This is a genomic window from Coprococcus intestinihominis (assembly GCF_040096555.1).
Taxonomy (GTDB): Bacteria; Bacillota; Clostridia; order Lachnospirales; family Lachnospiraceae; genus Coprococcus_A; species Coprococcus_A intestinihominis.
This window is the reverse complement of the sequence record NZ_JBBMEK010000068.1, coordinates 1-13,373: the sequence shown is the minus strand read 5'-3', so window position 1 is coordinate 13,373 and position 13,373 is coordinate 1. Positions and strand designations below refer to the sequence as shown.

Here is a 13,373-nt window from a genome sequence, read left to right as displayed (position 1 = left end):
ATCACAATTATAAATGCCTTTGTATATTTCTTATATGGCTGCTCAAAATAAATAGCTGCTTCATGTACATCCAGAACTTTTTTTACAATTGCAAGTCCTAATCCACTATTACTACTATCATTTCTCGATTGATCTCCTTTAACAAATGGTTCATACATACACGAACTAATATCTTTTGGAATTTTTTTCCCATCATCCGCTATAACAAGATATATTTTTCTATCATATTCTGTCAGTCTAATTTCAATAGTCGTATCTTCATCATTATGTTGTACTGCATTATTCAGTAAATTTATAATTGCTCGACGCATTTCTCTTTTATCAATGAAGATATTTCTTTCCTCCTCATCAACCTCCACTCTCAAAATGTTTTTATTTACCTCAATATAATGGTATTGATCTGCCAAAATATTTTTCACAAACTCAGTAAAATCCACTAATTCTTTGTTTAATTTGTAATCGACTCGAAACATCCTATTATAATCGCTTAATTGCTGAAGTAACTGCTCCATTTCAACACTGCTTTCAAAACAACGCTTCAAATATTCTATGTTCTTACTTTTGCTATTTTCTAAATCATTTATAACAGTTAGTAAATATCCTTGAACAACTGTTAAAGGTGTTCTTATATCATGACCAATATCCGAGATCAATTGTCTCCTCAACCGTTCTTCTTCTTCTTTTTGTTTTACAGCATCTTCCATTTCTTGCGCCATACAATTAAAAGAATTTGCCATCTCCACAAATTCATACTCTGCTTTAAAAGATAGTCTTTTTTTATAATTCCCACTTCCTAATTCTTTCATTGCTTCTTTTAATAAATTGATTGGCTTGGTCAATTCTACCTTTATTTTCTTAGACACACAAAAAACGGTTAAACAATACCCAATTCCAAATAAAATAATACCTACTATATAAATCCCTAAAAAGTGAATTGATTCTGCCTCTAAAGGAATGTTTATGGTTGGCGTTACTCGCAAGAAATCTATCGGAAAAAAAGTTACCTGTATTCGCTGTCTGTTCTGTTCATCATAAAACTTTTTAACAATCCCTCTATATTTTTTTCCATCAATTTCATAATTACCATTTACAATATCTATAATTTCTATGCTAGTGTATTTTTTATATTCTGCTCTCGGATATTGTCTTTCGTAATCTGTATTCAATATTTCAAACCATGCACCATTTCTTTTTAACTCTGAAATATCTATATCTTCATATCGGCTTTTTCCCTCACAACTGACAATATACTTTTCCTCTAATGTATTAACAATTTTTGAGTTATTAAATACACTTATTACACTCGCCACGATTGCAAATATAATAACAATCACTATTGAAAAAAAACAAAAGTTTTTTATAAGCGTTACTTCTAGTTTCTTCTTTCTATTTTCCAAATTTATATCCTAACCCCCTTACTGTAATAATAAACTGAGGATTTTTAGAATCTTCTTCTATATAGTCCCTTAATTTACTAATATAAACCATTATTGTATTACTATCATATAAATACTCGTCTTCCCATACAGCTTCAAAAATAGCCTTTTTAGTAAAAACCCGTTTTGGATTATTCATCAGTAATTTCAAAAGTTTATATTCCTTATTTGTCAAACATATTTTTTCTTCATCTTTATATAAGCAACATTCTTTACAGTCCAATTTTAGATTCTGAAAACAGATAACTTCTTCTTGAATTTCCTCTGCACTACCAAATTCATAAAATCTTCTAAGTTGAGCATCGACCCTTGCTACCAACTCTAATGGATTAAATGGTTTTGCTAAATAATCATCAGCACCTTTTTGCAATCCAATAATCTTATCTTCATCTGTACTTTTAGCTGATACAATAATAATAGGAATATTCTTTTTTTCTCTTATTGCTTTCATACACTCATAACCATTTACTAATGGCAACATAATATCTAAAATAAGCAAATCAATTTTTTCTTTTTTAGCAATTTTTATTGCATTAATGCCATCTTCTGCTTTAATTAAATTATATTTATCTTCTAAATGTAAAACCATCAAATCTAAAATTTCTTTAGAATCTTCTACAATTAAAATAGTAAACATATTTCACCTCCATTTTGTCGCATAACAGTTTTTGTACTTGAAATGAACTTTTCTTCTTTTCATATTTCTATAATATTGAATTTGTTTGATATAACTATTATATTCCATATTTACGCCAACTTCAATTCTTACAAACAATTTTATATATTCATTAGCCAATTACCATTTTAGCACTTCATGATAATTTTCTCCCACAAATATCACTTATCAAACAAAATATAGTAAATCACATTTTTCGTAGTAAACTAATATTTGAAATTTCAAAGCTTTTACATAAAAAATGCCGCTACAGGTTTTTATCATCACCCGTAACGGCATTTTCTCTTATCTTATTCAGCCTTTTCTTCATTACCAGATTTTAAATACTTCATTACCTCTTCCACAGTTTTTCCGGAAGCAATCAATGCGCTAAATATCTCATCTTTCTGTTTATCTTCGATTTTCTTCCTGAGGTCCTTTGCTTTCAGACGCAGTTCTTTTAATTCTGCCTCTGTTGTTTTAATCTCCTGTTCTACAGTTACTAGCTGCTCCTCCAGAGATATATTCTCCATTTTTTTGCGTCTTGGCATATCTGCTCCTCCTAATACGATATTTTCTTTATTGTATCACTCTTTATCGGAAAACACCATATATTTTTCTGGACTTTTCTTACCTCCCGTTTCTTCGCTGCTGTTTCTGGCTTTTGGCATATTCCATCTTTTTATTGTATTCGTCCATGATTGCACTTTCCAGATCTGCCTTAAATTCTGCATTAACTGCATGGGCAATGTCCTCCCGTTCTCCTTTTGCAGAATTTTTCTGGGGCATACCTACAAAGGTTTTTCCGTTCCATGCCTGGATCACATGAAGCTGCTGGATTGCCAATACGTCCTGCAGACGAATGGCAACATCTGCCTTAAAGGTATCGCTTCCCTGTACCGGATTTACACTCAGATTGTAATACAGTTCTTCCTCTCCCCAACTGCCCTTACAGTCTGTTTTAGTTTCTGTCATATTCTCATAGGCTTCCCTTACAGTATCCAACACTTCCTTTTGAAATTCCTTATCGGTAAACCGAAAAAAAGGAACATACTCCCCTGTTTCGTAATCTCTGTAACGGGGCATATCGAGGTACAGATTTCCTTTCGAGGACTCTTTAATTGCAAGACTTTTCACACAGAAGGCCTCATCAAAGGTAATGGTAGCAAATCCTTTCAGATTATTGATCTTTCCTTCTTCCTGTTTCAATTCCGGTTTATATACTCTGATATTATATTCCATATTGTGATCTCCTTTTCTACTCTACTTTTCTTTACCGAACCGCTGTCTGGCATGGAAGATTTTTGGTTTCCTCCTGCACTTCCACACACTCCTCCTGGTCCTTGATTTCCAGTTCTGCATCAATCTCCATCTGCCGGGTAATGTTTTCTTTTAAAAGCTCCTCATACGGGAAAGGCTTTGCATATTCCTGCTTTGCATTTTTTATCTCATTTTCACAGGTCTTAATTTCTTTTTGAACATCTTCTACTGCTTTATCAAGGGCATTCAAGCGGTTTTCCATACGGACCATATTGCCGGAGTCACTGCTTTTTAACTCCACACTATATTCCTTCTCTCCCTGAAGGAACAATACCGGCTCCATCATATCCTTTTGGACAAATACCTGAAATCCCTTATACATACCGACTTCGTGCCTGGTAAAAGCTGTCACACCTTCTATAATCCCACGCAGGACTTCCCCTGCTTCTTTATGCTTCTCATAGACTTTTCCCTGCAGCGTGATTGCAAACCCCGGCTGTACTTCCATAGCCTGGTTCCTACGGTCCAAATCCATTTGAAGCGATTGCAGTTCTTTCTCCAGACTTTGTATCCTTTTCGGGTACTGGAACGTAACCGCATCCTGCAAAGCAAACCGTTTCCCTTCATGTGCAGCTTTTAAAATTCTCAGACGTGCCACTTCATTATCTACTTGTATTTTTTCCATAATCAGGGGATTTTCAGAAGCTACCGCTTTAATCTCTGCAAAGTTTAGTACGGTTTCATCTATATCCTCACAGATCCTTGCCAGTTCCCGGCTGGTAAATACCTGGCTGATAAACCGCTGTTTTGTTTCTACAATGCCCCATAAATAAGCATCAAAAGAACCCTTTGTTACATAGCGGTAAATATTGACTTCCTCATTTTCATTCCCCTGGCGGATAATACGCCCTTCCCGCTGTTCAATATCAGAGGGTTTCCAGGGGCAGTCGATATGATGTGCCGCCACCATTCTGGTCTGGATATTGGTTCCTACTCCCAGTTTTTCGGTACTTCCTATAATAATCCGTTTCCTTCCGGCTCTGACATCGGAAAACATACGGTCCCTCTGTTCATCTGTTTTTGCATCATGGATAAAACAGATTTCTTCCTCTGGAACACCTCTGGTAATCAGTTCCTGTTTTAAATAATCATAGACGGTAAACGCTTTCCCAGGTCCGGGTGTCCCAATATCCGAAAAAACAATCTGGGTTCCTTTCTGTTCCTGGGACTGTACATATTCCTGGTAAATGTTTTCTACTGCTTTATTCAGTTTGGAATCCGAATCTACCGGAGCATAACTGTCCAAAAGCCGGGGATCTGTACCCAAAAGCCTTGCTTCCCCGGTAATCCGGAGCATATTGTCGTCCTTTGGATCTACCACACCTCTATGGATTGCTTCTGCCCTTTCCACCATTTCCTGCATACGTTCTTTGACATAATCAGAGGCTTCCGATACTACAACCTTATATTTTCCGTCCTTTAATTCTGGCCGCTTAATATCTAGCATATCAGGCAGAATAATGTCTGCTATTTCTTTAAACAGGTGTATCAGTTCCGGCAGATTGATAAACTTATTAAACCTGGTCCGCATCCGGTAACCAGTACCTTCCGGTGCCAGTTCCAAAGAGCTGGTAACTTCCCCAAACACAGAAGCCCATGCATCAAAATGGTAAATCCCCTTTTCGTGAAGCCGCCTTTCCTGCAGATATAACTGCATCACATAAAGTTCCACCATTGAGTTTGACAGAGGGGTTCCCGTTGCCATAATGACGCCCCTTCCCTGATTTTTTTCGTTGATATACTGGATTTTCATACGCATATCCATAGCCCTCTGGGAACCGCTGGAACCCAGACCCGCAACATTGTTCATTTTCGTAAAAATTTCCAAGTTCTTGAACAGGTGCGCTTCGTCTACAAATAAGGCATCTACGCCTGTTTCTTCAAAGTACATCACATCATCTTTGATTTCTTCATTGTTCAGTTCTTCGATTTTCTGCAACAGTTTTTTCTTTCTGCTTTCCATCTGCTTTATGGACCAGTTCTTTCCTGCTTCTTCCCTTGCCTGGTTAATGGCTTCTACCAGTTGCTCTGCCTGTTCTTCTATCATGGCTCTTTGCCGGTCAGGGGAAATGGCAATTCTCTGGAACTGCGTATGTCCGATAATAATACAGTCATAATCCCCTGTTGCCATTCTGGCAATCATGCGCCTGCGGTTTTCCTTCTGAAAATCTTCTTTTCTGGTAATCAGGATCTTCGCATCTGGGTAGGCCCGCAAAAATTCTGCCCCCATCTGGAAGGTCAGGTGGTTGGGAACCGTAAGAAGGGGTTTCGTTGCCAGCCCCAGCCTCCTCATCTCCATACAGATACAGATCATTTCCAGAGATTTACCAGTGCCTACCGTATGGGCAAGCAAGGTGTTCCCTCCACACAGCAATGCCCTTGCTACAGCATTTTTCTGATAAGGACGCAGTTTTAACAAAGGGTTCAGTCCCGGCAGTTTTAAATAAGAGCCATCATAGCTTCGTTGTCTGTCGCAGTTAAAGGTTTCATTGTAAAAATCCACATATTTTTTTCTGCGCTCTGGTTCCTTAAAAATCCAGTCCCGGAAGGCTTCTTTTATCTGCTCCGCCTTATCCCTGGCAAGCATGGTTTCCTTCCGATTAATCACATAACGCACCTTTTCCCCTTCCTGCACCCGGTCCCGTATGGTCACAATCCGGCTGTTTAACAGTTCCTCTATAATGCTGATCGCATCCATAAATCTTGTGCCATAGGTTTCCCTGGTACGAATGGTTCCTCCAAAAAAATTTCCCCTGTCAATATGGTAAGACATATCTGCATCTAAGCGCTCAATCTTGAGGGCATGGCCACTATGAGCGCAATAGTTTCTCTGGTTGCTCTCCGGGATTTCCAAAAGCTCATATATAAACTGTTCGTAATCCTCATTTTCAATCCAGGTTGTTCCCAGTTTTACACTGATCTCAGGCGCTGTCAGTTCTTTTGGCTGTACCTTTTCCAGTGCTTCCACGTTGTCTACAAACAAGGGATTGTTCTGCGCATAAATCCTAGCAGTACGGAGCTTCTGCCGCACATTTCCGCTTAAATACTCATCTGCGGTTTCCCACCCTGCATTGGGATCTTCTTCTTTTGCCAGTACCGGGTTCTGGTAGATTAACCCTTTTAATTCCTGGAGCATTTCTTTCCTGTTTCCCAGATAAAGAGAGAGCATATAGGGAATATCCACCCGGTTATATTCTGACAGACTGATATGCAATGCTTCCTGGGCATTTTCCACTTTGTCTATCACATCTCTGGGGCGTATGGTCCTTTTGTAAAAAATATCGGCTTTGGTTACGTTTTTGTCCTCATCAACCACTTCCAGGGAAGATAGCAGGGGGTAATCATTGTCCTGCCGGAACGCCATTTTATTTGTCCGGTCACAGAAATATCCATGCGTTTTCACAAAGGCATCATACAAACGGTTTAACTGTTCCTGTGCCTTTTTCAGTTCCTGGTCAGAACAATTTTCCTGCTGTATCTGTAAAATTTCACGCACCAGAAGGCGGATTTTATGCATGGCACGTATCCGGCGCTTCACACTTTCCTTTGCCTGACTCCGGTATAAAGACTCCCCTTCCCGGTAATATACTTCGTCCTGTATCACCGTAAACGTATAATTAGGTATCTTTGGGGAAGCAGCTAAGACGTCCTGCTCTTCCTTCTTTTTTTCTGCTATGCTTTCTTCATAACAGTTTTTAGGAAGCTCTCCAACTGCGTCCAAAATTCTTTTTTCCAGGTCAAAGTCTTCCGCTTCATTGACCAGGGCTGTATATTTGGAATCTTTCCCGAAAAACTGTTCAAACCAGACCATTTTCCCAAGCATCATTTCCGGGTGTTCCAGATAATACTCATTTACCGGTACCATGTCTTCCGTAAGCCCTGTATAAGTCCAGATTGGCTCCCCAATCGAAGGCTCTGCTTTTTTCTGAAAAAACAAAAGGTCACTGGTAACTGCGGTATTGGCGCTCTTTCCAAAAGAATCTGCCGGAAGCCGGACTGCCCCTAAAAGGTCTGCCTGTTCTGCCAAATTTTTTCTCACAGCGCTGTCATTTTTATCCAACGTCCCTTTTGAAGTTACCACTGCCAAAATGCCTCCTGGCCGAAGGAGGTCCATGCTTTTCCGGATAAAATAATCATGGACTTTCAACTTCATCTTTTTATATCGGGGATCATACAAACGGAAATCCCCAAAAGGCACGTTTCCTACAATTACATCAAAGCTGTTATCCTCAAATTCCGTTTTTTCAAATCCTTTAATCTGGATACTGGCTGAAGGGTGGAGCTTTTGTGCAATCCTTCCGCTTATGGCATCAATCTCCACGCCATAAAGCTGGGATTTTTGCATACTTTCCGGAAGACCATGAAAAAAGTTTCCAATCCCCATAGCCGGTTCCAGAATTTTTCCCTTCTGGAATCCAAACTGCTCCAGGGCTTTATAAACACCCCGCACGACTTCCGGCGGCGTATAAAAAGAACTGTTGACACTGGCCCTTGCCTGGGCGTATTCTTCTGCGGTCAACAGTTCCTTCAATTCCTGATATTCTTTTTTCCACTCCGGGCGTTTACTGTTAAAAGCATTTGGCAGCCCGCCCCACCCTACATACCCCGCAAGAATTTCCTGTTCTTCTTTTGTGGCATTTCTCTCTTCCTGCTCCAGTGTTTTTAAGATACGGATTGCCCGGATATTTTTCTGATACCGGCTTTTATCCCCACCGGTAAACTGCAACCACCCTTCTGGGTAATAATAATCTCCGGCTTCTTCCTTGCCTTCTGTCTGGACAGAGGTTCTTCCTTCCTGCCAAAGCTCTTCCTTTTTAAGAATTTCGCTATATTCTTCCCATAATGCCGGAAACCAGGGAAGCAGACGGTACATATTCTCCTGCTGCTCTAAGGTTTCTGAATCTTCGGTATAGGCAATCTGGTCCTCCTCTGCCAGATGTGCAGTAAGCCCGCCAAACTGATCCCAGGAAAGTTCCTGCAGAAAATCTTGGCTTTCCGGCAGGGTGATCTTAATCCCATTTTCCTGAATACAAAGCTCATAGCTTCCATGTTCTGTCCGCACCAGATAATAAGGCTGGCCTTCCGGTACTTCCCGAAGCAAAAGCATCTTCAAAAAATGGTCTTTTTCTTCCGGTAGCTGATTGGTCGTATAGACCAGACAGAGCATTTTCTTTAAAATATCCGCCTGGATATTCTGTTTATAAAAGGCTATGCCAATCTCTTCTAATGGGATTGGTTCCTTTTCCTCAATCACTTCCTGCACTTTCTCTGGCTGTAAGGTTTCTTCCTCTGTTTCTTCCCCATTTTCTAAGGCTTCCTCCGATACAGATAACAAAGGAAGATAGGTCCCTTTTTCAATCCGTTTCCCAATTTCCAAAGAAACTTCGTCCCAGTACCAGAACGCCTCCTTCATGGAAGTTCCCTCACTCCAAAGGATATAAAAACCACTGGAACCGCTTTCTGCGGTCAGGATACCGTCTTTTGTATGGGCTTCTCTTTTTACATCTCCATACAATTCATAAAGATAAGCTTCCCGGTCTGTTTCCTCTGGATTGTTCCGGTAAAACTCATAAATTTTATATGGTATCTCCTGCTCCGTCATTTCCAGAAGAATTTTCTCTTTCTGCCAGTTTTCCGGCTGTGCAGGTTCTATCTCCCCAGACAGAAAAGGAACCGCCGAAGCAGTTCCTTTCTCTGTATCCTCTTCTGTTTTTTCCTGTTTTATCCGATCCTGAGCTGAATGATCTCCTCCATAACCTGTTTCTGTGCTTCCATATCCGCCTGTATCCGAAGGTTGGTCATTTCCAACGTGTTGTAAGGGTCTATCCTGTCCTCCCTGGTCCAGGTCTTCAGAAAACTTTCTGCCAGTTTCTCGTGGTATTCCTCCGCTTCTGTCTGGATTTTCATAAGCCGCTCCATCAGTTTCCCGGACAGGAGCATCATTTCGTATTGTGCCTGGTCCGTTCTCTTCATTTCCTGTGCTGCGATCCTGCCGTAACGGTTCAGGGACGCCAGCATCTTCTCCTCGCTCATCACGCCCTCTAAGACTGGTATCTGTACGCCATTCATTTCCCTGTACTGGATTCCTGCGATTCCTTCCATAATACTGCCTCCTTTCAAGGTCTATGTTCTTCATGGTCCTTGCAATCTGTAACACAATCCGCCCAGATAAATGGGATACTAACCGTCCTGTCCGGTACAGAACCTCCTCATTCTCTGAAAAACCGCAGATAAAAGAAAAATCCAGGGTGTCATCTCGGATACCGCAGCGGCTTTTCACCGCATAACAGACACTGTTTACAAGAAACTCTGTAATCTGGTTTTCTTTTACCTCCTGTCCCTCTCCGATAAGGACAGCCAGCTTCTGCAAGGATTTTAAAATTTCATCTTCCTCTTCTATCATAAACCAAACATTTGTTCTTGTAAAGGCGTCTAAAGAATTTTTAAACTTTTTTTCCTGTTCGTAGATTTCCGGGAACAGCTCCCTTGCCAGCAGTCTGCGGTTTGTCCCATTCACCTGCCAGTTCCAGGGCCGGATTCCCTGTCCCTTTACATCTTGAATATCATAAACATGGGTAACTCCTTCCCCGAAAATTTTGGAAGGAAATACTGCAATTCCTTTACTTCCTCTGGCAACCGGCAAATCCATTTCCAGCCAGGCATCATATCCTGCAAGAACGGACGCATCTGGGCGCTGGGCATATACCATACAGGTATTTAAGAAGTCCAACTGATACAAACGCCCCATGCAGGAAAGGAAATTTTTCCAGGAATCCTCCGACTCTGAAATCCAGTGTATGGTTTCCTCATACAGTTCCCGTACTTTTGTGATATGCTTCATCTGCTGTTCCTTCTTTCTTTTACAGGTACCAGTTCTTTTGCAGAAATATCACGATAGGAAAAATCATCTGCCCCCAGCACGATTTTTTCTGCATAATAATCTGCTTCTGCTTTTGCAGTTGCCTCCAGTTCATTCCTGCCCCGGTATCTTACTTTTTTCTCCAGGACTTCTGTTATGGTCACTTCATATTCTTTTTCGTCCATGCTTCTCCTTTCTTACTGCAAGCGGCTGGGTCTTCCATACAGCCCAATGTTCGACGGATTGAACGGGTCATTCACTACTCCACGTCTGCTGTTGGCTGCATGTACCATTCTGCCATTACCAACATAAATTGCCACATGGGAAATATTGCGGAACTGCCCATTCTGCTCATAAGAGTAAAAAATCAGATCTCCCGGCTCCAGTTCGCCTTCTGTAACTTCCAACCCATGTGTTACCATAAATTCTCCCTGGGTAGAGGCAATCGCCGGAAGGGAAATGCCTACCTCCTGATACAACCGCTGTACCAGGGAACTGCAATCATAATATCCTTCCTCATACCGGTGTTCCTGACTGTATTTGCAGCCTACCTTCGTCAGTGCCAGATTTGCAACGTCACTTCCTACGCCAAAGGAAGGGATCTCATTTCGGAATTCCTCACTCATGACTTCCCTTAAAAGTTCTTCTTCTTTTTCGGTCAGCTTTCCAAGTGCAATATAGTCCTCATAATTCAGGTTCTTGACGTAGCAGCCCTTCTTTGTTACCGTAATCTCATTTTCGTCCCCATCTGCCAGAAACGCTTCAAAAGTCTGATGTCCCCAGGCAGACGCAGTTGCATGATCTGCACAGAAAACATCAAATTGTACCCCATACCGGTCAAATGCTCCGGTATCTTCTACGGTATATTCAATCCCGTTCATAATGATCCTGGTTCCCATAGGGACAAAGGGGTTTTGTGCATCTACTGCAATGGTATGGTCCGGTTTTGGCATGACACCGGAGGCTGTAGGTCCTCCTGCCCACTGTCCACAACAGATACTGCACTGGCAATAACCGCTGGTGACAACATTTCCCAGGCTTTCCCCTGCCTTTATGGTAGTGGTTATGGTCGTGTTTTCAAAACTGTTCATTTCATCAAAGATTTCCTTCAGCTTGTCCTTATGCCGCTGATCCATATCCACACCTATATCCCCGGTTCCATACTTCACCATATAAACCATTAAAGTATCATAGTAATTACTCACATAATTCCCGTTTTTCTCATGGAGATAGGTAACTGCCCCATCTTCCCCATTTTGTCCAAGTTTTGTATTAAAGTCCATGTAGTAACCGCTTAAAACTTCTCGGACGGTAGGGTTCTCCTCAGACGGATTTGGCATGAACGCACCAAGTGGCGAACAGTATAAGAGGAAAAAGATAATCACTACAGGGATTGCCACCACAAGAAGAATACTGAACAGCGGAGCCAAAAGCGCCCCGGCAAACTGGACCACCTTCAGCATAAACACAGAGGCTTTCATCTTTACAATATCTTTTGCCACCTGTGCCAAACTGTCCTGCTGCCCATTTCCGGTGAGCTTATTGATCATATACTGGATTTTTCTCTGCCGGACTGCCTGTTTTTTCTGTTTCTCCATCTGTTTCTTTTTCACTGCTTTTGTTTGTCTGTAAAACTGCTTATTGGTGATCTTCCCATCTGCCTGTTTTACCTTTAATTCCTGCTCTGCCTTTCTATAATTCCGATCCTTCCACATCTTTTCTGCCGGTTTTGTTGCTGTCCCCATGACATAAAGGGAATCATTGACTTCCTCCCCGCCCTCTAACTGGGTCAATATAGCAGCCTCTCCCCGGCGTACCCCTTTTATGGCAGTCTGCTTCGCCAGGGAAGATTTTTTTGTTTCCGCCAGCTTTGCAGCCTGTTCCCTCCGATACTGTTCCTTCGCCTGGAAACCAGCAGAGGGCTGACTGTTTGGTGCTACCCCCTGTTTCATCTGATCCGGCTGTAAGGTTCCCGGTACAGATACGGTGCTTTTGGCCTTTCCATTTTGTTTTCTATCTTCTGCTGCTCCCCGGATTGCTGCCTCTTTCCCGGCTTGCTTTTTCTTTTCCTTTTGTTTTTCAAACAGCGCTTCTCTGCCCTGCTCCGGCTGTTTCCCTTTTTCTGCCCCTTCTTTTTTCTTTCTCTGCCCTAAAAGATCGGCCACCGGCTTAGAGGTAAAAGCAGCTTTCTTTTCCTTTGCAGATAAAATAGGATTTTTCTTATGCACCGTCACCTGGGCTTCTTTTTTTAATTTCAGCTCCGGCTCTTTTTCTTTTTTTACCTTAATCTCCAAAGCAGTCCCCCTCTCCGGGGTTTAATTCTTCTGCCTGATACCAGAGCGCCTGAAACAGATACCCCTGTTCCTTTTCTCTGGGTGGTGGACCGTACTCCTTTTCCAATTCCTGAAAGGCTTCCATAAGGTTTCCGGAAAATTCCTGGTAATCATCTTCTGTCAGGATATATTTTTCACTGAACAGCACCTGCTCCAATTCCCCCACTTCTACCAAATGGTCTATGTCTTCCGGGGAAAGTGGCGGTCCCAGTCTGTCATAAGTCTTTTCTTTCAGGTAGGAAAACTGATAAAGTTCCGTCTGCTGCGGTAAAATCTTCTCCTTACTGCCATCAAAGAGCAAAAAAATAGCTTCCGCTTTTAAGAAAACGGAAACCTCAGCTTGCTCACCATATTTTAGTGCCTGCTCCTTAGAAGGAAACTCCAGCCAGTCCGGAATACGGATTTCCAGCATCCAGGCTTCATACTGCAGTCCAAAAGATAATTGATATTTTGCGATAATTCCTCCTCCCTTCCACTACAAATAGTCATAATAAATCTCATTGGTATCTTCATGAAAGGACAATTCATACTGTCCGGGGATACCAGGATCTTCCATCCACCAACGGAAAAAAGCATCTACATCTGACCATAAGCGGGAATTGCACTGCCTTCCTGCAGCTTTCCTTAACTCCAGCATTTTAGCAAAAGCCCGCCGGTAAGCCCTCTCATAGGTCGGGAAGATGCGGAACTCCCGGTATCTTTGTTTTCCTGCCATAGGACAGCCTACACAGCCAACCCGGTGAAATCCCATTTCGTAAAGAGGGTTCATG

Annotated in this window: 8 protein-coding genes and 1 pseudogene; all 9 read right to left on the bottom strand. The window is 41.6% G+C overall.

Features of this window, described 5'->3' with window-relative positions; genetic code table 11:
- Positions 1-1,397: HAMP domain-containing sensor histidine kinase (locus WMO25_RS07240; protein WP_349084742.1), on the bottom strand; the 1,397-nt coding region annotated here is incomplete at its 3' end.
- Positions 1,387-2,073, bottom strand: coding sequence for a response regulator transcription factor (locus WMO25_RS07235; protein WP_118340010.1), 687 nt, complete (start codon positions 2,071-2,073; stop codon positions 1,387-1,389). The genes WMO25_RS07240 and WMO25_RS07235, both read right to left, overlap by 11 nt.
- A 329-nt stretch (positions 2,074-2,402) precedes the next feature.
- The gene (locus WMO25_RS07230) at positions 2,403-2,642 is read right to left on the bottom strand and encodes a flagellar export protein FliJ (protein ID WP_118340008.1); all 240 of its coding nucleotides are present in this window, start codon (positions 2,640-2,642) and stop codon (positions 2,403-2,405) included.
- A 79-nt stretch (positions 2,643-2,721) separates the two neighbouring features.
- Positions 2,722-3,333, bottom strand: coding sequence for a septation protein SpoVG family protein (locus WMO25_RS07225; protein WP_195956095.1), 612 nt, complete (start codon positions 3,331-3,333; stop codon positions 2,722-2,724).
- A gap of 31 nt (positions 3,334-3,364) precedes the next feature.
- Positions 3,365-10,252 (bottom strand): helicase-like domain-containing protein, encoded by a 6,888-nt coding sequence (locus WMO25_RS07220; protein WP_287643036.1) that lies wholly within the window; start codon positions 10,250-10,252, stop codon positions 3,365-3,367.
- The gene (locus tag WMO25_RS07215) at positions 10,249-10,455 is read right to left on the bottom strand and encodes a DpnD/PcfM family protein (RefSeq protein ID WP_055056107.1); all 207 of its coding nucleotides are present in this window, start codon (positions 10,453-10,455) and stop codon (positions 10,249-10,251) included. The genes WMO25_RS07220 and WMO25_RS07215 overlap by 4 nt, the downstream gene beginning before the upstream one ends.
- Positions 10,456-10,467: 12 nt before the next feature.
- Positions 10,468-12,564, bottom strand: a complete 2,097-nt coding sequence (locus WMO25_RS07210; RefSeq protein WP_118340002.1) for a C40 family peptidase — start codon at positions 12,562-12,564, stop codon at positions 10,468-10,470.
- Complete coding sequence (locus WMO25_RS07205; RefSeq protein ID WP_025577477.1) at positions 12,554-13,015, bottom strand: hypothetical protein; 462 nt, start codon at positions 13,013-13,015, stop codon at positions 12,554-12,556. The genes WMO25_RS07210 and WMO25_RS07205 overlap by 11 nt, the downstream gene beginning before the upstream one ends.
- A 63-nt stretch (positions 13,016-13,078) precedes the next feature.
- Positions 13,079-13,373, bottom strand: a pseudogene (locus WMO25_RS07200) (phosphoadenosine phosphosulfate reductase family protein); the annotation flags it as partial.